Annotated in this window: 18 protein-coding genes and 1 pseudogene; 12 read left to right on the top strand and 7 right to left on the bottom strand. The window is 70.7% G+C overall.

Features of this window, described 5'->3' with window-relative positions; translation table 11 throughout:
• Positions 1–25: 25 nt before the first annotated feature.
• The gene (locus AB0N02_RS09780; RefSeq protein WP_363944436.1) at positions 26–391 is read left to right on the top strand and encodes a hypothetical protein; all 366 of its coding nucleotides are present in this window, start codon (positions 26–28) and stop codon (positions 389–391) included.
• Positions 392–560: 169 nt separating this feature from the next.
• Here AB0N02_RS09780 and AB0N02_RS09785 read toward each other — a convergent pair whose 3' ends face one another.
• On the bottom strand, positions 561–1,730 hold the full coding sequence (locus tag AB0N02_RS09785; protein ID WP_363944438.1) for an ROK family transcriptional regulator: 1,170 nt from the start codon (positions 1,728–1,730) through the stop codon (positions 561–563).
• Positions 1,731–1,874: 144 nt separating this feature from the next.
• Here AB0N02_RS09785 and zwf point away from each other — a divergent pair, with 144 nt between their 5' ends.
• From zwf to eda, 4 genes are read left to right on the top strand one after another with little or no spacing between them, the layout of a single operon-like run.
• Positions 1,875–3,350 carry a glucose-6-phosphate dehydrogenase gene (gene zwf, locus AB0N02_RS09790; protein ID WP_363944440.1) on the top strand — a complete coding sequence of 492 codons (1,476 nt, stop codon included), beginning with the start codon at positions 1,875–1,877 and terminating at the stop codon, positions 3,348–3,350.
• Positions 3,351–3,396: 46 nt separating this feature from the next.
• Positions 3,397–5,274 (top strand): phosphogluconate dehydratase, encoded by a 1,878-nt coding sequence (gene edd / locus AB0N02_RS09795; protein ID WP_363944442.1) that lies wholly within the window; start codon positions 3,397–3,399, stop codon positions 5,272–5,274.
• Between the two features lie 13 nt (positions 5,275–5,287).
• Positions 5,288–6,244 carry a glucokinase gene (gene glk, locus AB0N02_RS09800; RefSeq protein ID WP_363944443.1) on the top strand — a complete coding sequence of 319 codons (957 nt, stop codon included), beginning with the start codon at positions 5,288–5,290 and terminating at the stop codon, positions 6,242–6,244.
• A complete protein-coding gene (gene eda, locus AB0N02_RS09805; RefSeq protein ID WP_363944445.1) occupies positions 6,241–6,852 on the top strand; it encodes a bifunctional 4-hydroxy-2-oxoglutarate aldolase/2-dehydro-3-deoxy-phosphogluconate aldolase in 612 nt (203 codons plus the stop codon). Before glk ends, eda begins: the two co-directional genes overlap by 4 nt.
• 10 nt (positions 6,853–6,862) lie before the next feature.
• Here eda and AB0N02_RS09810 read toward each other — a convergent pair whose 3' ends face one another.
• Together AB0N02_RS09810 and AB0N02_RS09815 are read right to left on the bottom strand one after the other, a co-directional pair.
• Positions 6,863–7,807, bottom strand: a complete 945-nt coding sequence (locus tag AB0N02_RS09810) for an endonuclease/exonuclease/phosphatase family protein (RefSeq protein ID WP_363944446.1) — start codon at positions 7,805–7,807, stop codon at positions 6,863–6,865.
• Positions 7,808–7,976: 169 nt separating this feature from the next.
• The gene (locus tag AB0N02_RS09815) at positions 7,977–8,354 is read right to left on the bottom strand and encodes a hypothetical protein (protein WP_363944448.1); all 378 of its coding nucleotides are present in this window, start codon (positions 8,352–8,354) and stop codon (positions 7,977–7,979) included.
• Between the two features lie 177 nt (positions 8,355–8,531).
• Here AB0N02_RS09815 and AB0N02_RS09820 point away from each other — a divergent pair, with 177 nt between their 5' ends.
• The 4 genes from AB0N02_RS09820 (at position 8,532) to AB0N02_RS09835 (ending at position 11,509) form a co-directional block, all read left to right on the top strand.
• Entirely contained in the window at positions 8,532–9,356 is an 825-nt protein-coding gene (locus tag AB0N02_RS09820) for a helix-turn-helix transcriptional regulator (protein WP_363944449.1), read from the top strand.
• A complete protein-coding gene (locus AB0N02_RS09825) occupies positions 9,347–9,541 on the top strand; it encodes a DUF397 domain-containing protein (RefSeq protein WP_363944451.1) in 195 nt (64 codons plus the stop codon). Before AB0N02_RS09820 ends, AB0N02_RS09825 begins: the two co-directional genes overlap by 10 nt.
• Positions 9,542–9,915: 374 nt before the next feature.
• Entirely contained in the window at positions 9,916–10,047 is a 132-nt protein-coding gene (locus tag AB0N02_RS09830; RefSeq protein ID WP_363944453.1) for a hypothetical protein, read from the top strand.
• Between the two features lie 196 nt (positions 10,048–10,243).
• Positions 10,244–11,509, top strand: a complete 1,266-nt coding sequence (locus AB0N02_RS09835; protein ID WP_363944454.1) for a tetratricopeptide repeat protein — start codon at positions 10,244–10,246, stop codon at positions 11,507–11,509.
• 25 nt (positions 11,510–11,534) lie between these two features.
• Here the strand turns inward: AB0N02_RS09835 and AB0N02_RS09840 are convergent, their stop codons facing one another.
• Positions 11,535–11,987: an Lrp/AsnC family transcriptional regulator gene (locus AB0N02_RS09840; RefSeq protein ID WP_363944455.1), complete on the bottom strand. Its 453-nt coding sequence runs from the start codon at positions 11,985–11,987 to the stop codon at positions 11,535–11,537.
• 114 nt (positions 11,988–12,101) lie between these two features.
• Between AB0N02_RS09840 and AB0N02_RS09845 the strand changes: the two genes are divergently transcribed.
• Positions 12,102–15,650 carry an indolepyruvate ferredoxin oxidoreductase family protein gene (locus tag AB0N02_RS09845; RefSeq protein ID WP_363944457.1) on the top strand — a complete coding sequence of 1,183 codons (3,549 nt, stop codon included), beginning with the start codon at positions 12,102–12,104 and terminating at the stop codon, positions 15,648–15,650.
• Here the strand turns inward: AB0N02_RS09845 and AB0N02_RS09850 are convergent.
• The 3 genes from AB0N02_RS09850 to AB0N02_RS09860 all read right to left on the bottom strand — a co-directional run bounded on the left by AB0N02_RS09850 (position 15,595) and on the right by AB0N02_RS09860 (position 17,742).
• Complete coding sequence (locus tag AB0N02_RS09850; protein WP_363944459.1) at positions 15,595–16,740, bottom strand: tyrosine-type recombinase/integrase; 1,146 nt, start codon at positions 16,738–16,740, stop codon at positions 15,595–15,597. The two genes, AB0N02_RS09845 and AB0N02_RS09850, sit on opposite strands and share 56 nt — an antisense overlap.
• Positions 16,741–16,827: 87 nt before the next feature.
• Entirely contained in the window at positions 16,828–17,100 is a 273-nt protein-coding gene (locus AB0N02_RS09855) for a hypothetical protein (RefSeq protein ID WP_363944461.1), read from the bottom strand.
• Between the two features lie 210 nt (positions 17,101–17,310).
• Positions 17,311–17,742, bottom strand: coding sequence for a hypothetical protein (locus AB0N02_RS09860; RefSeq protein ID WP_363944463.1), 432 nt, complete (start codon positions 17,740–17,742; stop codon positions 17,311–17,313).
• A 255-nt stretch (positions 17,743–17,997) separates the two neighbouring features.
• Here AB0N02_RS09860 and AB0N02_RS09865 point away from each other — a divergent pair, with 255 nt between their 5' ends.
• Together AB0N02_RS09865 and AB0N02_RS09870 are read left to right on the top strand one after the other, a co-directional pair.
• On the top strand, positions 17,998–18,459 hold the full coding sequence (locus AB0N02_RS09865; RefSeq protein WP_363944464.1) for a helix-turn-helix domain-containing protein: 462 nt from the start codon (positions 17,998–18,000) through the stop codon (positions 18,457–18,459).
• A 27-nt stretch (positions 18,460–18,486) separates the two neighbouring features.
• Positions 18,487–18,654 (top strand): annotated as a pseudogene (locus tag AB0N02_RS09870) (BldC family transcriptional regulator); the annotation flags it as partial.
• Between the last annotated feature and the right edge of the window lie 8 nt (positions 18,655–18,662).

Raw genomic sequence — 18,662 nt, forward strand, 5'->3', positions numbered from 1 at the left:
GCGCGAAAGAGGGAGGAGGGCCGGCATGACGGTGACGCAGTTCCACGACCTGCCCCTGGCCGACCACGACAGGCGGTGGGACAAGGAGGACGCCGACAGGCGCGTACGCGCCTGGGCGGGAGCCGAGGAGAAGCCGAACGCCAAGTACCGCGAGGCGCACCTGTGGTACGACGGCGACGAACCCGACGAGTTCAAAAGCTACAAGCTGCCGATCGCCGACGTCGTCGACGGCGAGCTCAAGGTCGTCCCGCACGCGGTCCGAGCCGCGGGAGCCGTCGTGGACGGGGCGCGGGGCGGGGTCGACGTGCCCGGGAAGGACGTCGAACGCATCAAGGACCACCTGGCCAGGTACTACGCCAAGATGGGCGAGACCGCCCCCTGGGAGCGCTGAGCACGCCCCCGCGTTCCGGCTTCACCGCCGCCCGCCGCGGAGACTCCCTCCCCGGCCTGCGACCGGGAGGTGCCCCGCGGGAGGAGCGCGGCCCGCGACGTGCTCGCCGCGCTGTCGTCCGGGACCTTGACCGTCCGGCCCGCGGCGCACCGCTCCGGGGCGCCAGCGGTCAGTGGAGCGCGTCGACGGCCTCGGGCGAGAGGATGTGGTCCAGGACCATGTGCGCGCAGCCGACGATGCCCGCGCCGGGACCGAGCCTGCTGCGCTCGATCCGCAGGTTGCGGGTCGACAGGGCCGTCGAGCGGCGGTGGACGACCTCGCGCACACCGGAGACCAGGGGCTGGAAGGTCTCGGCCACGTCGCCGCCCAGGACGACCACGGCGGGGTTGAGCAGGTTGACCGCGCTGGCCACGACCTCCCCCAGCATCCGGGCGGCGTTGCGGACGACGGTCATGGTCTCGGCGTCACCGGCCCGCACCAGGCTCACCACGTCGGCCAGGGTCTTCACCTCGTGTCCCCGGGCACGCAGGTCACGCAGTATCGCGGTCCCGCTGGCCACCGAGTCGACGCAGTCGACGTTGCCGCACCGGCAGAGCACTCCCCCGCCGTCGCGCACCGGGATGTGCCCGATCTCCCCCGCCGCGCCCAGCGCGCCGCGCAGGATCTCCCCGCCCGCGATGACACCGGAGCCGATCCGGGTGGAGACCTTGATGAACAGCAGGTCGTCCGCCTCACCGGCGTAGACGGCCCGGTGCTCGCCGATCGCGATGACGTTGACGTCGTTGTCGAGGAAGACGGGGGCCGGGAAGCGCTCGGCGATGATCGGCGGGATGGCGACGCCGGTCCAGCTCGCCATGATGCGGGCGCTCTCGGTACGGCCGGCCGCGAACTCGACCGTGGCGGGCACGCCCAGCCCGACCCCGCGCACCTGGGAGACCGGCCGGTCGCCGAGCAGGTCGTTCCAGGTCTCCATGACCAGGGGAAGGACGACGTCCGGCCCCTCCTCGACGTCGACCTCCAGCTCGGCGCGGGCCAGCTCGCCGCCCGCGAGGTCGCACACGGCGATCTGCGCCCGGCTCGCCCCCAGGGACGCGACCAGCACGACACCGCCCGAGGCGTTGAAGACCAGGCGGGTCGGCGGGCGTCCTCCGGTCGAGGGGCCCTCGCTGTCTTCGACGACGAGGCGGCGGTCCAGCAGCTCGGTGACCCGCAGGGAGACGGCGGGCCGGGACAGGCCGGTGACACGGCCGATGTCCGCACGCGTGACGGCCTCGCCGGTGCGGATGAGGCGAAGCACCTCACCGCTGGTGGCCAGCGCGGCAGCGGGACGTCGAGGCATCCGCTAAGTGAATCACACCCCCTTAGGAAATGAAAAGTTCAAACTTTCTCATCTCGAATGACAAAACTCCGCTTGCATAGAGCCCAAGCTATGGATACTGTCCGATCTATCCCCAATTCCGGTAGATCACCACGGAGCCTCCACATGTCCGAGACCCCGCAGCCCGCCGACCTGATCGTCTTCGGCGGCACAGGTGACCTCTCCATGCGGAAGCTTCTTCCCGCGCTGTACCACTGCGACCGAGACGGCCTGCTGTCCCCCGAGACCCGCGTCATCGCGATGTCCCGGGGCGGGCTCGACGACGCCGACTTCCGCGGCAAGGTGGACGCCCAGGTCCGCGGATCGGTACCGGCCGACGACCTGGACCTCTGGCAGCGCTTCCTGGGCAGGCTGCACCACGTCTGCGTCGACATCGTCGGCGAGGACATGACGGGCTGGGCGAAGCTCACCGGCATGCTCGGCGGGCACGAGGAGCGCAACCGGGTGTTCTACCTGGCCAGCCCGCCCCGGACCTTCGGTCCCTTCTGCCGGCAGCTGGAGCGCGTCGGCCTGGTCACCCCCGCCTCGCGGGTGGTGCTGGAGAAGCCGCTCGGCCACGACCTGGCCAGCGCCCGGCGCATCAACGACGAGGTCGGCGCCATCTTCGACGAGCGGCAGATCTACCGCATCGACCACTACCTGGGCAAGGAGACGGTCCAGAACCTGCTCGTGCTCCGCTTCGCCAACGCGTTCCTGGAGCCGATCTGGAACTCCCTGTGGATCGACCACGTCCAGATCACCGCCGCCGAGACCGTGGGCACCCCCGGCCGCCGCGGCTACTACGACCACGCGGGCGCGCTGCGCGACATGGTGCAGAACCACCTGCTCCAGCTGCTCTGCCTGGTCGCGATGGAGCCCCCGTCGCGCAACGACCGCGAGGCCATCCGCGACGAGAAGGTCAAGGTCCTTCAGGCGCTGCGGCCCATCGTCGGCGGCGAGGTCGACCGCTTCACCGTGCGCGGCCAGTACACCGCGGGCTTGTCCGGCGGCGAGCGGGTCCCGGGGTATCTCGACGAGCCCGACAGCACCGCGCCGACCGAGGCCTCGCACCGCGTCGAGACCTTCGCCGCGATCCGCGCGGAGGTGAAGAACTGGCGCTGGGCGGGCGTACCCTTCTACCTGCGCACCGGCAAGCGCATGCCGTACCGGTGCTCGGAGATCGTGGTGCAGTTCAAGGACGTGCCCCACTCGATCTACCCGGGCAGCACGCCCAACCGGCTGGTGCTGCGGCTGCAGCCCAGCGAGGGCATCCAACTGCACATCATGGCCAAGGAGCCGGGCGCGGGCGAGGTGGCGCTCAAGCCGGTCCCGCTCAGCCTGAGCTTCGCCGAGACCTTCACCACCCGGGTGCCCGAGGCCTACGAGCGGCTGCTCATGGACGTCCTGACCGGCAACCCCACCCTGTTCATGCGGCGCGACGAGGTCGAGGCCGCCTGGCGGTGGATCGACCCGATCCTCACCGAGTGGGAGTCACACGGCACGCCGCCCGAGCCGTACCCCGCGGGCACCTCCGGCCCGGCCGGAGCCCACGAGCTCGTCACCCGCAGCGGCCGCACCTGGCACGAGGAGGGCCCGGCGTGAGCGGCCCCGCAAGCACGAAGACCGAAACGACGACGGAGGAGGCCGGATGAACCCCGTGATCCAGGAGATCACCGACCGCCTGACCGAGCGCAGCCGCGCCACCCGGACCGCCTACCTGACGCGGCTCGACGCCGAGGCCGAGGCGGCCCGCAAGCGCGGACCGGCCCGGGGCAGCCTGGGCTGCGCCAACCTGGCCCACGGCTTCGCCGCCGCGGCCGAGGGCGACAAGCCGGACCTGCGGGCCGGCGTCAAGCCGGGCGTGGCGATCGTGTCGAGCTACAACGACATGCTGTCGGCGCACCAGCCGTACGAGACCTACCCGCCGATCCTCAAGGCGGCCGTCCGCCAGGCGGGCGGCGTCGCGCAGTTCGCGGGCGGCGTGCCCGCGATGTGCGACGGCATCACGCAGGGGCGCGCCGGCATGGAGCTGTCGCTCTACAGCCGCGAGGTCATCGCGATGGCCACCGCGATCGCGCTCTCGCACGACATGTTCGACGCCTCCCTCATGCTGGGCGTCTGCGACAAGATCGTGCCGGGCCTGCTGATCGGCGCGCTGCACTTCGGCCACCTGCCCGCGGTGTTCGTCCCCGCGGGGCCGATGACCTCCGGTCTGCCCAACAAGGTCAAGGCGCGCACCCGGCAGCTGTTCGCCGAGGGCAAGGTCGGCAAGGCCGAGCTGCTCGACGCCGAGGCGCGCTCCTACCACTCCCCCGGCACCTGCACCTTCTACGGCACCGCCAACTCCAACCAGGTCATGATCGAGGTCATGGGCCTGCACCTGCCGGGATCGACCTTCGTCAATCCGCGCACCGAGCTGCGCGAGGCGCTGACGAGGGCCGCGGGCAGGCGGGCGGTCGAGATCACCGCGCACGGCCGCGAGTACGCCCCCGTCGGGAGGGTCGTCGACGAGAAGGCGATCGTCAACGCCTGCGTGGCGCTGCTGGCCACCGGCGGCTCGACCAACCACACGATGCACATCGTCGCCATCGCCGCGGCGGCCGGCATCGAACTGCTCTGGGACGACCTGGCCGCGCTGTCGAAGGCGGTGCCGCTGCTGACCCGCATGTACCCCAACGGCCAGGCCGACGTGAACCACTTCCAGGCCGCGGGCGGCATGCAGGTGCTCATCGGCGACCTGCTGGACGCCGGGCTGCTCCACGCCGACGTGCTGACCATCGCCGGGCGCGGCCTCGATCACTACCGGTCGGCCCCCCAGCTGAAGGACGGCGAGCTGCTCTGGGAGGAGCGCGCCGAGGGCAGCACCGACCTCGACGTGCTGCGCCCCGTCTCCGAGGCGTTCTCCCCCGACGGCGGCATCCACATGCTCGACGGCAACCTGGGCCGCGCGGTCAGCAAGGTCTCGGCGGTCAAGGAGGAGCACCTGGTCATCGAGGCGCCCGCGAAGGTCTTCGACGACCAGCTGGAACTGCTGCGCGCCTTCGAGACGGGCGAGCTGGACGGCCAGGACTTCGTCGCCGTCATCCGCTACCAGGGGCCGAGCGCGAACGGCATGCCCGAGCTGCACAAGCTCACCCCGCCCCTGGCGGTGCTGCTGGACCGGGGACAGCGGGTGGCGATCGTCACCGACGGCCGCATGTCCGGGGCGTCCGGCAAGGTCCCCGCCGCCATCCACCTGTCCCCCGAGGCCGCCCACGGCGGCCCGATCGCGCTGGTCAGGGACGGCGACCCGATCCGCCTCGACTCGTCCGCGGGCACCCTGCAGCTGCTGGTCCCCGCCGAGGAGCTGGCGGCCCGCACCCCGCAGGGCGCGCCGCTCACCGACGCCCAGTGGGTGGGCACGGGACGCGAGCTGTTCGCCGCCTTCCGCCGTACGGCGGGCCCCGCCGAACGCGGCGCCGGGATCTTCGCCCTGAACGGCCACGCCGAGAGCGTCGCCGGCCTCACGAACGGCCCCCGGCAGTGAGGACGATCCGGTGATGAGCCTGCCCTGGCTCGTCGCCGACATCGGAGGAACCAACGCCCGCTTCGGCCTGGTCACGGAGCGCGGCGGACGTCCCGAGGCGGTGGCCGTGCTGGCCGGCGCCGATCACGACGGGCTTCCCGAAGCCGTAGCCGCCTATCTCGCGGAACACGCGGGCGGAGTTCAGCCGGGAGCGGCCTGCATCGCGATAGCGGGACCGATCGAGGGCGACCGCTACCGGCTCACGAACGCCGGGTGGTCGGGTTCGGTGCGCGCCCTGGGAATCCCGAACGCCGAGTTGCTCAACGACTTCGAGGCCTTGGCCGCGTCCCTGCCGTACCTGGGGGAGGACGACCTGGTCTCGCTGGGCGGCCCGGCGCCGTCACGCGGCGTCAAGGCCGTGCTCGGCCCGGGAACGGGTCTCGGCGTCGGGGCTCTGGTGCCCGCCGCCGAGGGCTGGGTGCCGGTCCCCGGCGAGGGCGGCCACGTCACCGTGCCGATCCTGGACGAGCGGGATCACGAGATCGTCCGCGCGCTGCGCGCCGACGGGCTGGAGCACGTGGTGGCCGAGCACCTGCTGTCGGGGCCCGGGCTGACCCGGCTGCACCGCGCCCTGGCGGTGGTGCGCGGGAGCCGGGCGCCCCGGCTGTCCGCCTCCGACATCGTGGCCAGGATGGACGACTCGCTGTGCGCGGAGACCGTCGAGGTGTTCTGCGAGATGCTCGGCACGTTCGCCGGGAACGTGGCGCTCACCCTGGGGGCCCGCGGCGGCGTCTATCTCGGCGGCGGCGTGCTGCCCCGTATCGTGGAGCGGGTCCGTTCCAGCGACTTCCGCCGCCGGTTCGAGAACACGCCCACGCTGAACGACTACCTGTCCGGCATCGCCACGAACCTGATCGTGGCCCCCCAGCCCGCGCTCGTCGGCGCGGCCGCGTGGCTGAGCCAGCGCCTGTCCAACATGGAGTACGCATGAGTCTGCTCGACATCGCCCCCGTGATCCCGGTCGTCGTGATCGACGACCCGGAGACCGCGGTTCCCATGGCCCGCGCCCTGGTGGCGGGCGGCCTGCCGGTGATCGAGGTCACCCTTCGCACGGCCGACGCGCTGCGGGCCGTCGAGCGGATCGCCGCCGAGGTGCCCGAGGCGGTGATCGGCGCCGGAACCATCCGCACCGCCGCCGACGTGACCGCCGCCGTGGACGCGGGGGCGCGCTTCCTGGTCAGCCCGGGCAGCACGCCCGCGCTGCTGGACGCCCTGGAGGACAGCGGCGTGCCGTTCCTGCCCGGGGTGGCGACCGCCTCGGAGATCCTCGCGCTGGCCGAACGCGGGCTGACCGAGATGAAGTTCTTCCCCGCGGAGGCGGCGGGGGGCCTGCCGTACCTGAAGGCGCTGGGCGGCCCGCTGCCCGACGTGCGGTTCTGCCCGACGGGCGGGATCAAGCTCACGACGGCTCCCGGCTACCTGGCCCTGCCGAACGTCGGCTGCGTGGGCGGAAGCTGGCTCACCCCGGCCGACGCGCTCGCCTCCGGCGACTACTCCCGGATCGAGAAGCTGGCCGCCGAGGCGGCCGCGCTCCGCTGAACAGGCCCCCTCAGGGGTCCGAGACCCGCAGGTCGGCCAGGATCGCGCGATGGTCGCTGACCGACCTCGGCAGCACCCGGCTGTCGACCGCCGTGAAACCGCGGGTGAGCACGTGGTCGAGGCGGACGACGGGCAGGGCGGCCGGCCAGGTGAACTGCAGGCCGGTGCCCGCCTGTTCGGCCGCCGGTGAGAGGCTCTCGGTGAGCAGGCGCATCTGGCGGTCGGTGGCGGCGGTGTTGAGGTCGCCGACGACGATGATCCGGGGGCTGGGATCCGCCCTGATCGCGTCGGCCAGGGCCGCGACCTCCGCGTTGCGCAGCGCGATGACCGCCGGCTCGCCGGGGCGGAAGGACGCCAGGTGCACGGCGTACAGCCGCACCGGGCCCTGCGGCGTGTGGATGGTCGCGTACCGGGAACGCGGCACCCACGGGACCTCCTGCGGCCTGCCCTCGAAGGGATACCTGCTCCACACCGCCACACCGGGGTTGTCCGGGAACCGGTACGGATAGACGGGGTCGATCACTCTGGCGAACGTGGGGTCGATCGTTCCGTCCCCCAGCGCGGGATCGCCGGGCATCTCCGCCGTCACGAGGATGTCCGCGCCGGTGACGCGCAGGGCCCTGGCGGTCCCCGCCAGGTCGGGGTTGGCGAAGTTGACGTTCTGGTGGACCACGCGCAGGTCCCACGGTCCGCTCCCGGCGGTGCGCAGGAACGCGGGCCCGAACATCACCCCCCACGTCACGGCCGGGATCAGCGCCCCCGCCGCGGCCGTCCGCGACCACCCGGCCAGCGCCGCCAGGGCGAGCAGCGGGATCGCGAGACCGAACCACGGCAGGGCGCTGTCGAGCGTGTTCCCCATCCCGTGCCAGTTGGGCAGCCACCGGTGTCCCACCAGGACGAGGGCGACCAGTGTGCCCGTGACCGCGACGAGCCAGCCCCGCGACCGCTGTCTCATGACGTTGAGGAGTCCCTTCGACGGCCGCTCCGTGCTGACGGCCCGCCACGCCGGGCGAGTGCGGCGGGGCGGACGCTCTGCGCCGCCGGCTCGCCGTACGGGTGGTGAGGCGGATGACTCTACCGTCAGCGGAGGACGCCCGCCGCGCGGGGAAGGGCCGAAACGCGATCTAGAAGACGGGGGCCATCTGGGGGCGGATCGCCCGGCCCGGTGGAGGCACCGTCCTGTCCGGCGGAGGCGCGACGGTCCCCCTGCGCTCCCTTCTGAGCTCGACGTAGCGCAACATCACCCCCCGCGCGACGGTGGCCGGGTTGTCCACGCCGTAGACCGCGTAGAGCCGCCGCCCCGTCCTCGGAGACATCCGCCCGGTCCACCAGCGGTAGACCAGGCCGTCCGTCCAGATCACCAGATCCCCCCGCACCGACACCAGCGCCAGGCCGTAGCCGCCGTGGACGTCGCCCTCGACGCCCTGTCGCGTCAGCTCGTCCTTGAGCAGATCGGCGGCGTGTACGGCGGGCGTCCCGGCGAGCGCACCTTGGACGATCATCACCGTCCACCTCCTTCGGCATTCCATGGAAACGATTCTCCGTTTCCTCTTCCCAGAGTGAACAGGAGTGATTACTTTCTGTAGATGTTCGGCTACGAAGAGGTACATGCACCTCGGTTCGGGTCGGCTGTAGGTTCCACCCCATCCCCTGTAGGACCCAGAAAAACGGGAGCCCCCATGCCCGCACCGAAAGAGCTGGACCCCAGTACGAGCGTCAGCGCCTACTGGGGTTCCGAGCTGCGAAGGCTGCGCGAGGCGATGGGCTGGAGCCAGCAGGAACTGGCCAGACGTACCTCTTACTCCACCTCTCTGGTCGGCCTGATCGAGACGGCCGCCCGTGCTCCGACCAGGAAGTTCGCGCAGAGATGCGACGAGGTGCTGGAGACGGGCGGGACGCTCGTGAAGCTCTGGCCGCTGATCGGCAGGGAGTCCTCACCCGCCTGGGTGCGCTCGCTGTTCGAGCTGGAGTGGGAGGCCCGGACACTGCGTAACTACCAGCTCTCGGTGGTGCCGGGACTGTTGCAGACCGAGGACTACGCACGGGCTCTGACCCGGGCGGGACGGCCGTTCGACACCGAGAAGGAGGTTGAGGAGATGATTACCGTGCGTATGCAACGGCAGCGACTGCTCGACCGGCCGGACCCGCCGATCCTCTTCGTCCTGCTGGACGAGGCCGTGCTGACCCGCCCCATCGGCGGTGGCGGTGTCATGCGCGGGCAGTTGGAACACCTTCTGAAAGCCACGATGCGACCGAGGATCACCATCCAGGTGATCCCCTTCGACGTGGGCGCCCACGCCGGGCTGGCAGGGCCCATCTTGGTGCTCTCCTTCAAAGGCGCCCCCGACATCGTGTACATGGAGAACGCGGAAGCCGCACAGCTTCTGGTGGATCCAGCGCGGGTCGACCCTCTATCGGCCCAGTTCGACGCCCTGCGCTCCTATGCCCTACCCCAGGCCGCATCGGCGGCCTTCATCGAGAAGAGGATGAACACATGGACCTGACCGGCGCACAGTGGCGCAAGAGCAGCCGTAGCAACGGTAACGGCGGCGAATGCGTGGAAGTGGCCGCCAACCTTCCCGGCGTCGTCGCGGTACGCGACAGCAAGAACCCCAGCGGGCCCGCCCTGCTGTTCACCCCCCAGGTGTGGGCCGACTTCCTGACGCGCGTCAAGACCGGCGCGGTCTGAGGCGTGTCCCGTAGAACGCTCTGAGGCGGACTCGACGGCCCTCGCCGCTTCCGCGGGGGCCGTCACGCGTTCCCTCACCGGACCGCCTCGATCCGGCTTCCCTCCCCACCTCCACCGCGACCTCCGCCGCGCATCCGGCGTACCCCTCACCGCCGGACCCACCAAGGGACATCCGGCATCCCGCGGACTCCCGCCCGCCGACCGTGCCCGCGCCCGACCGTGTCCGACCGTGTCCGATCGCGCCCGTCTGTGCCCGTCTGTGCCCGCCCGTGCCTGGCCTCGCCGGACGCGGGCGGCGCTTCACTGATCGCGTTTTTGACGTTTCTTGGCCCGGCACTCGGCATAGGCCTCCGTTCGCCGGTGCTAATTTGATCATGATCCAGAAAGCCGACGGACGCGCCTCGACGGCCGTTCCCGCCGGGGTGGCCGGGGACCGTACCGCGACCGGGCTCCGCGGAGGCGAACACCTCACCGGTCCCGCAGGGGTCGTGACGTTCGTTCCCTGACCCGCGCTTTCGACCGGCGGTCGCCGCGGCAGAACACTTCCCCGCCGCGGCGGCACACCGGTTTTCCCCGCGGCCGGAAACAGTGAACTCAGGCAGGAAGCCATGGGAAAACTCAGTGAGACAGAGGGCGTGTCCCGGAAAAGGACACCGGCCGTCCCACCCATCTCCGGCCTCTGACGGGAAGGACGGCAAGCTCGTGCGAGGAATCCTGCCGCTGTTGGGGTGCCTGGCGGTCAGCGGCGCCCTGTTCGTCATGTTCGTCGTGGAAGGCCCGTTTCGTAGTACTGGGCCGGAGTTGCGCGACACCGGGCTGGAGACGTCGCGGCCCGCGTCCGCACCGCCCGACCCGACCGACGTCGGCGCCAGCGCCGAGGCCCGCCTGCGCCGGGCCGCCCACCTGCTGCTGCGCGGCCGGACCGGGCGGGCCGGGCAGGTGCTGCGCCGGACCCGGCTGACGGCCTCGGCCCCCGCCGACCTGGCGTTGTGCGACTTCCGGCTCGGCGAGCTCGAGTGGGGACGGGGACGCCCGCGGCGGGCACTGCGCGCCTACGGGCTGGCCCTGACCGAGGACCCCGGGCACGCCCCGTCCTACGCGGGACGGGCCAGGGCCGAGGCGGCGCTCGGGTGGACCGGCGCGGCGATCCGCGACTACGGCGCGGCGGTGGCCCGCGATCCCGGGTTCGCCGTCGAGTTCGGCGAGCTGTACGAGTATCTCGGGCAGCCCGCGAGGGCCGCGCAGCAGTACGCGGCCTTCACCGCCGGGCTCAGGCCGATGCGGGCCGCGGGGACGGTCGACGCGCTGGAGATCGGGCGCTACGAGGCCGACCACGGGGACCCGGACTCGGCCGTGCGGCGGCTGAGGGCGGAGTGGGGACGCCGGACCGGCGTCGACGTGGCCGACGCCCTGGGATGGGCGCTGCACCGGGCCGGCCGCGACTCCGAGGCCGCCGGATACGCCGCCCGCGCCGAGCGGCTCGGCGGGCACAACGCGCTGTTCGCCTACCACCGGGGCGAGATCGAGCGCGCCCTCGGCCACCCGGCCACCGCGCGTGACCACCTGGCCAGGGCGTTGCGGATCAACCCGCACTTCTCCCCGCAGGGCGCCCCCAGGGCCCGTCAGGCCCTGATCGAGCTGGACGAGCAGGCGCGGTGGGCACCGCCGGCGCCCTCCTCCCCGCGTCCTTCGCCCTCCTCCTCCGTGTCCCCCTCCGTGTCCCCGTCCGCGTCCTCGTCGGCGAAACCGGCCCCGGCCACGAAGCCGACCGCGAAACCACGATCGGCCTCGAAGCCGACCACGAAGCCGCAACCGACCACGAAGCCGACGCCGACCCGGAAACCGTCGCCGTCGCCGGGGTCGCCGTCGCCGGACAGGACCGGGGCGCCGGGCGAACGGAGCGGCACGGGGGCACGCGGGGCACATGAGGCGAACGGGGGACCGTCACAGCGTCCGCCCTCCCGTTGAACGGCACGGCCCGGACGTTCACGGCTTACAACGGCAGGATTCCACCGGGTTTGAGGGCCTTCATCGCGATCTGAGAGGTCAACTTGCCGAGGCCGGGCAGCCTGCCGAGCTTCTCCAGGCAGAGCTGGTTGTACGCCTCCATGTCGGGCACCGCGACCCGCAGCACGTAGTCGGGGCGGCCGAACATGCGCAGGAACTCGACCACGTCCTCGATCTCCATGACCGCCGCCTCGAAGGCGGTGACGGTCTCGGCGTCCTGCCCCTCCAGCTCCACGTAGGCGAGAACCTGGAACCCGCGCCCGACGGACGCCGGGTCGATCATCGCCCGGTATCCGCTGATCACTCCAGACTCCTCCAGGTTGCGGACGCGGCGCAGGCACGGCGAGGGCGTCAGCCGTACTCGCTCGGCGAGTTCGAGGTTGCTGAGCCTGCCCTCCACCTGGAGAAGGCCGATAATTGCTCGATCAGTGGCATCCATAGCATCAAATGCTATCAACCTCGATGATCATCATAAATGTTGACATCATATTTCGGATGTCCTGACATAACCTTGCGGCAATTGAAATACCACCGGAAGACGGGATCAACGATCATGACGATCTCCCCCGAGGCCCCCCAGGCGGCTCCCGACAACCGGTACACCCTCGACGACGGCCAAGTCTTCATGTCCGGAACGCAGGCTCTGGTCCGGATGATCCTCGATCAGATGCGCGCCGACCGCGCCGCCGGTCTCGAGACCGGCACGCTGGTCTCCGGCTACCCCGGCTCCCCTCTCGGCGGCTTCGACCTGGAGCTCGCCCGCTCGCGACGGCACGCGGAGCCGCTGGACATCGTGCACCGCCCCGGCCAGAACGAGGAGCTGGGCGCCACCGCGGTCTGGGGCAGCCAGCTCGTGCCCGCCCTCCCCCGGCCGCGCAAGGCGGGCGTCCTGGGTGTCTGGTACGGCAAGGCCCCCGGGGTGGACCGCGCGGCCGACGCGCTGCGGCACGGCAACTTCGTCGGCGCCCATCCCCAGGGCGGCCTGATCGCCCTGTGCGGGGACGACCCGAACTGCAAGTCCTCCACGCTCCCCTCCGCGACCGAGAGCGCGCTCGCCGCCCTCGGCATGCCGATCCTTCACCCCGGAAGCGTCCAGGAACTGCTGGACCTGGGCCGTCACGCGATCGCCGCCTCCCGGGCCAGCGGCCTGTGGGTGGCGCTGAAGGCCGTCGCCGACGTCGTGGACGGCACGGGAACGGTCCATGTCGGGGAGAACCGGGTGACTCCCGTCATGCCCGTCGTCGAGTACGAGGGCAGGCCGTACCGGCACGTGCCCGACGCCACCCTGCTCACGCCCTGGTCTCTGGAGATGGAGCGGACGCTCACCGGGCCGCGTCTTGAGCTGGCCCGCGCCTACGCCCGCGAGAACGGCCTCAACCGGATCACCGTGGATCCCCGTGACGCGTGGCTCGGCATCGTCGCCTCCGGCACCGCCTACTACGACGTGCGCGAGGCCTTCCGCAGGCTGGGCGTCGACCCCGCCCTGCTCGGCGTCCGCATCCTCAAGATCGGTATGCTCTGGCCGCTGGAGCCGGAGATCGTCAAGACCTTCGCCCGAGGGCTCGACGAGATCCTGGTGATCGAGGAGAAGGCCCCGCTGCTGGAGACCCTGGTCAAGAACGTCCTGTACGGCACCGCGAACGCCCCTCGCGTCCTGGGCAAGCTCGACGACAACGGCGCCCCGCTGATCCCGCGGGCCGGGAGCGTGGACGCCGACCTGGCGGCGAAGGCCGTCGCCTTCCGGCTGCGCCGGGCGGGTCTGGAGAGCCCGGCGGAGGGCGGGCGCGTCACGCCGGAGGCCCGCGAGCGGATCGCGGCGGGCCTGGCGGTGATCTCCCGCCCCGCGCCGCTGAAACTGCTCGGCCCGCAGCGCACCCCGTTCTTCTGCTCCGGCTGCCCGCACAACCGCTCGACCGCGGTGCCGGACGACGCCCCCGTCGGCGCGGGCATCGGCTGCCACACGATGATCGTGCTCAACCGCGAGGGCAAGGGCACGCTGACGGGCCTGACCCAGATGGGCGGCGAGGGCACGCAGTGGATCGGCCAGGCGCCCTTCACCGACACCCCGCACATCTTCCAGAACCTGGGCGACGGCACCTTCCACCACTCCGGCTCGCTCGCCGTCCGCGCCGCCGTCGGCGCGGGCGTCAACATCACCTACAAGCTGCTCTACAACAGCGCCGTCGCGATGACCGGCGGCCAGACGATCACCCCGTCCCTCGCCGTGGCCGACCTGACCCGCTGGCTCGAGATCGAGGGCGTGCGCCGGGTGATCGTCACCACCGACGAGCCGGAGCGCTATCGGGGAGTCGCGCTCGCCCGGATCGCCGAGGTCCGCGACCGCACCGCGCTCGACCAGGCCCAGCGCGAGCTGGCCGCGATCCCCGGCGTGACCGTGCTGATCCACGACCAGCAGTGCGCGGCCGAGAAGCGGCGGCTGCGCAAGAAGGGCGACCTGCCCGACCCCGTCAGGCGGGTGGCGATCAACCAGCGGGTGTGCGAGGGCTGCGGCGACTGCGGCCAGAAGTCCGAGTGCCTGTCGGTGCTGCCGGTCGAGACCGAGTTCGGCCGCAAGACCGAGATCCACCAGTCGTCCTGCAACAAGGACTACTCCTGTGTCGAGGGCGACTGCCCGTCCTTCCTGACCGTCGTGCCCGGCGGGGCGCGGGCGAGGCGGGCGGCCGTACCGGTTCCTCCGGAGATGCCGCTGCCCGCCTTCCGCACCGGGGAGACGACGATCAGGCTGGTCGGCATCGGCGGCACCGGCGTGGTCTCGGTGGCCCAGATCATCGGCACCGCGGCGATGCTGGACGGCAAGCGCTCCCGCGGGCTCGACCAGACGGGGCTGGCCCAGAAGGGCGGCACGGTGGTCTCCGACATCCTGATCTTCGAGGGCGAGGGCGACCGCTCCGGCCGGGCCGGGAACGGCGGGGTCGACGCCTATCTCGCGCTCGACCTGCTCGGCGCGACCGACCCCAGGAACCTGCGTACCGCCGACCGCGACCGGACCGTCGCCGTGGTCTCGACCAGCCTGATGCCCACCGGTTCCATGGTCGTCGATCCCACCACGCACGTCACCGACCTCGGCTCGCCGATCGCCGCGCTGGAGTCGCGCACCATGCGCGAGCTGAACGTCTACCTCGACGCCGAGAAGGTGGCCCAGGCCCTGTTCGGCGACCACATGCCGGCCAACACGATCGTGGTCGGCGCGGCCTGGCAGCGCGGGCTCATCCCGCTCAGCCTGGAGGCGGTCGAGCGGGCCGTACGGCAGGGCGGCGGCAGGACGGCCGACCGGACGATCGCCGCCTTCCACTGGGGCCGGGCGGTCGTCGCCGCCCCCGAGGCCGTGGCGGAGACGGTGGCCGAGGCGACCCGCGCCCCCGCGCCCGCCGGGCCGCCGCCGAGCCCCGAGATCACCGGCCTGGTCGACTCCGTCGCCGACCGGGGCACCGAGCTGCACCGGATCCTCTCGGTCCGGGTGCCCGACCTGGCCGCCTACCAGAACCCGCGCTACGCCGCCCGATACACCGAGGCGGTGCGCGCGGTCCTGGCCGAGGAGCGGAAGGTCTCGGAGGGGCCGCTGCCGATCACCGAGGCCTACGCCCGCCACCTGCACCGGCTGATGGCCTACAAGGACGAGTACGAGGTCGCCAGGCTGCACCTCGACCCGGCCGAGCGGGCCCGGATCGCCGCCGAGTTCGGCCCCGGCGCGAAGATCTCCTACAACCTGCACCCGCCGCTCCTGCGCGCCATGGGCATGAACCGCAAGATCCGCCTGGGCACCTGGTTCGACCCCGCCTTCCGCCTGCTGTACGGCATGCGCGGGCTGCGGGGCACCCGGCTGGACCCGTTCGGCATGGCCGGGGTGCGCAGGACCGAGCGCGACCTGGTCGGCGAGTACACCCGTGACGTGCGCCGCGCGCTGGCGCACCTGCGCCCCGAGACCCGGGACCTGGTCCTGGAGCTGACCGAGCTGCCGGACGTGATCCGGGGCTACGAGCACGTCAAGCTGCGCAACGTGGCCAAATATCACACGTCTGCCCAGGTCATCCTTGATCAGCTAAGCCGCGATCAAGATCCGTGCGCATCTGGTGCGCATTAATCTTGGACCACGCGTCTTCCACCGCGTCGTGCGCATCTGGAGCCAGGTGCGCATAGCGCAGAGTTGTCGTATATGACGCGTGACCGAGAAGCTTCTGCACGTTGTACAGGGGAACTCCCCGCTGTACGAGCCAGCTCGCCGCCGTGTGCCGGCAGTCGTGCGGGTCCAGCCGCGGTACCGGCCCGACTCGCTCTTCCTCCGGCCGGCCACGATTCGACGCCGTGATCTTCTTGTTCGCGGCGTCGATCGCGTTGTACCAGTCCCTTCGCCAGTTCGCCCCCGAGATCGTCGTAAAGTCCCTGCTCGTCCGTGAGCGGTATCGCGTGACAAACACCCAGGCATCTCGGTTCCTGCCGACGAGCAGCGCGGCCAGCTGGTCGAGCACGTGCTTGGGGACTGGGACCTCCCGGCGGCTGCTGCTGGTCTTCGGGTACTGCTTCCATCTGCCGTGCTGGCTGAGTGTTCCTCTCACCTGGATCCGGCCACGTAGCCAGTCGACCGGGTTGCCGCTCTCGTCGTCACGGTCGGCGCCGGCCAGACCGGCCGCCTCGCCCCATCGCAGGCCGGCGTAGACCATGAGCTCGGTCATGGCCGCGTTTCCAACGGGCAGCTCAGCCTCGATCGCGTCGACCTGCGACCTGGTGAACCAGGCGGGTGCCTTCGGTGGCGCGGCTGGGAGATCCACCTTCTGACATGGAGACACCGGGATACGGCCCTCAAGGGTTGCGTCTCCGAGAAGAGACACCATCAGGGCGTACGCGCGACGGATCGCATGCCGCCCCACGCCGCTCTGCTCCATTTGCCGAACCCATGCCTGTACATCGATGCGACCGATGTCTCCCAGTCGCCACTCACGCCAGTACGGGAGGATGTGATGCTTAAAACTTCCCGCGTCGGTGCGGCGCGTCTCAGGCTCCACGACGCGGGCTTCCCACCATTCCTCGTACCACTCCCACAGGGTGATCCGGCTAACCCGAGGGTTGACCTTGTGGCCCTGCGCGATCTTCGCTTCCTGCTCCTTTGCCCACTGCTGGACGATGGACTTGAGCTTGTGGGACTCAGTGATACGCCGACCACTCGGCAGGTCCACGGTGGCCTGCCAGCGACCAGACGGCAGACGTCGATATCGAGCCAATTGGAGCTCCAGGTAAAGAGTGAAGGAAACGGGCGATTCCGACTAAATGAAATGACAGCCAATCTCCCGAGCAGCCTGAGTCAGCAGAGACGGGAGTGACGGCCGCATGAGGGACGGATCCACGGCCATACTCACGATTCTCCCCTCAACCTCGACGCGGAGCACAGCACCGCCAAGGCCCCGGTCCCGATGAATGCGCAGGTCGAAGCGAGGCTGGTCGACCGGCTCGTCCACCCACCGACAGTCAGCGAGGAGCCCCTCGCCCGCGAGGCAGATCTCACGGGCGAGAGGCTCCTTGAGAAGCTCCTTGTTCACGAATAGGGCGATATCGCCCTTTAGAGCATGAATTACGACTGGTAGCCCTCCAGGCATGTCCCCATGTGATAAGAGGCGATACCTGATTTTTCCGGGCATTTTTCACCACCACGACGTTGTGGGTTGAGCTGAGTGCCCCATTCCACTCGCCTCACAACATGTTGTCTGCCACAGCCGCAGCCAAGTGAGCAGAGTATGTCTAACAAGTGACTATTTACCTTTACTTGCCAGACGACGCGCCATGTCGGCCGCCATCTCAGCGACCAGCTTCCGCCCCTCCTCGTCGAGACCCGCCGGCGCCGGAATCACGATCACATCGCCGCCCTCGAGTTGAACGCGAGCCGCTTCCCCTTCGAGCCCCGGCCACCTCTGCGCGGCCAGCCGACGGATAGCGCCCAAGTGGCGGCGGTACGCCTCCTCATACTCGTCGGTGCCGTCTTCGGCCTCCCCGCGAGCCATTCCCGCAGCCAGAGCACGCAGCCGCCACTCCTCCGGCCGGCCGATGTGGTCGTGGGTTAGGTCGATCAGCCACTGCCGTCGGAGCTTGCCACCCCCCTGCGGGTCATGGCAGCGCAACTCCAACTGGCGGAAGGATTCATGCCCTCCGCCGCGGCCGGGTCGACCGGCCAGGTACGTCGACACGTAGTCCGCCAGGGTCTCGGAAGCCCCTGGCTGTGGGTACGGCGGCATCGCGTCGCCTCTCTTTGTCGCCCTCGCCCGACTGGCGTCCTGCGCAGACACCAGCGGTGTTGCTGCCTATGTAGTACATCCAGCAGTCAGACAACAATATGAGGCCAGCACAGGCTCTCTCGTGAGCCACATACCGAATCGCTGGACACCCAGACGACATGACGCTTAAAGTGTCTGCGTGCCCAGACAACAAAGGAGCGCCACATCATGGCACGACGACCCACGATGATCCTCCACAGTATCGCCGACCTTCGGCGGGCGATGCGGGCGGCGGAATACGACACCGTGCGCCTCGCCGCGCTGACCGGCCGATCCAAGTCGCTGATTGGCTACCTCTACTCCGGCGCCCGCACCTCCACCGGAGAGGCCACCGCCCACGCGATCGAGGACGCTCTCAGCGTCAGCCGGGGCGCACTCTTCTACCCGTTTTTGTCTGCTGGATCAGACAACAACGGAGAGACCGTGGAAACGCTGCTCAAGCCCAAGGAGGCGGCCCAGCGTATGGGCTGCTCCGAGTCGCACGTGCGGCGGCTCATGGCTGACGGCGAACTGACCGTCAGCGACATCGCCAGGGCTGGCGCCCGCCAGTCGAAGTCGCGCATCCCCTCGACCTCGGTGCTCGCCTACATGCGCCGCCAGGAACAGCCCCGACCGCCCCGCACCGCATAACCCTCCCCCGAAAGGACCCCGATGACCATGACCACCTATCAGGCCGAGCCGGTCCTCACCCCGGCCGAGGTCGCCCACCTCTTCAGGGTGGATCCCAAGACCGTTACCCGCTGGGCGAAGACAGGCAAGATCGCGTCCATCCGCACGCCGGGCGGCCACCGCCGCTACCGCGAGGCCGACATCAAGGCCCTCCTACGCGGCGA

Source organism: Streptosporangium sp. NPDC051022, from assembly GCF_040683035.1.
In the GTDB taxonomy this organism is placed as follows: Bacteria; Actinomycetota; Actinomycetes; order Streptosporangiales; family Streptosporangiaceae; genus Streptosporangium.

Excerpts from the sequence above, each read along its gene's own strand:
- AB0N02_RS09780 (WP_363944436.1), top strand. The coding sequence starts at position 26 with ATGACGGTGACGCAGTTCCACGACCTGCCCCTGGCCGACCACGACAGG.
- AB0N02_RS09785 (WP_363944438.1), bottom strand. The coding sequence starts at position 1,730 with ATGCCTCGACGTCCCGCTGCCGCGCTGGCCACCAGCGGTGAGGTGCTT.
- zwf (WP_363944440.1), top strand. The coding sequence starts at position 1,875 with ATGTCCGAGACCCCGCAGCCCGCCGACCTGATCGTCTTCGGCGGCACA.
- edd (WP_363944442.1), top strand. The coding sequence starts at position 3,397 with ATGAACCCCGTGATCCAGGAGATCACCGACCGCCTGACCGAGCGCAGC.
- glk (WP_363944443.1), top strand. The coding sequence starts at position 5,288 with ATGAGCCTGCCCTGGCTCGTCGCCGACATCGGAGGAACCAACGCCCGC.
- eda (WP_363944445.1), top strand. The coding sequence starts at position 6,241 with ATGAGTCTGCTCGACATCGCCCCCGTGATCCCGGTCGTCGTGATCGAC.
- AB0N02_RS09810 (WP_363944446.1), bottom strand. The coding sequence starts at position 7,807 with ATGAGACAGCGGTCGCGGGGCTGGCTCGTCGCGGTCACGGGCACACTG.
- AB0N02_RS09815 (WP_363944448.1), bottom strand. The coding sequence starts at position 8,354 with ATGATCGTCCAAGGTGCGCTCGCCGGGACGCCCGCCGTACACGCCGCC.
- AB0N02_RS09820 (WP_363944449.1), top strand. The coding sequence starts at position 8,532 with ATGCCCGCACCGAAAGAGCTGGACCCCAGTACGAGCGTCAGCGCCTAC.
- AB0N02_RS09825 (WP_363944451.1), top strand. The coding sequence starts at position 9,347 with ATGGACCTGACCGGCGCACAGTGGCGCAAGAGCAGCCGTAGCAACGGT.
- AB0N02_RS09830 (WP_363944453.1), top strand. The coding sequence starts at position 9,916 with ATGATCCAGAAAGCCGACGGACGCGCCTCGACGGCCGTTCCCGCCGGG.
- AB0N02_RS09840 (WP_363944455.1), bottom strand. The coding sequence starts at position 11,987 with ATGGATGCCACTGATCGAGCAATTATCGGCCTTCTCCAGGTGGAGGGC.
- AB0N02_RS09845 (WP_363944457.1), top strand. The coding sequence starts at position 12,102 with ATGACGATCTCCCCCGAGGCCCCCCAGGCGGCTCCCGACAACCGGTAC.
- AB0N02_RS09865 (WP_363944464.1), top strand. The coding sequence starts at position 17,998 with ATGGCACGACGACCCACGATGATCCTCCACAGTATCGCCGACCTTCGG.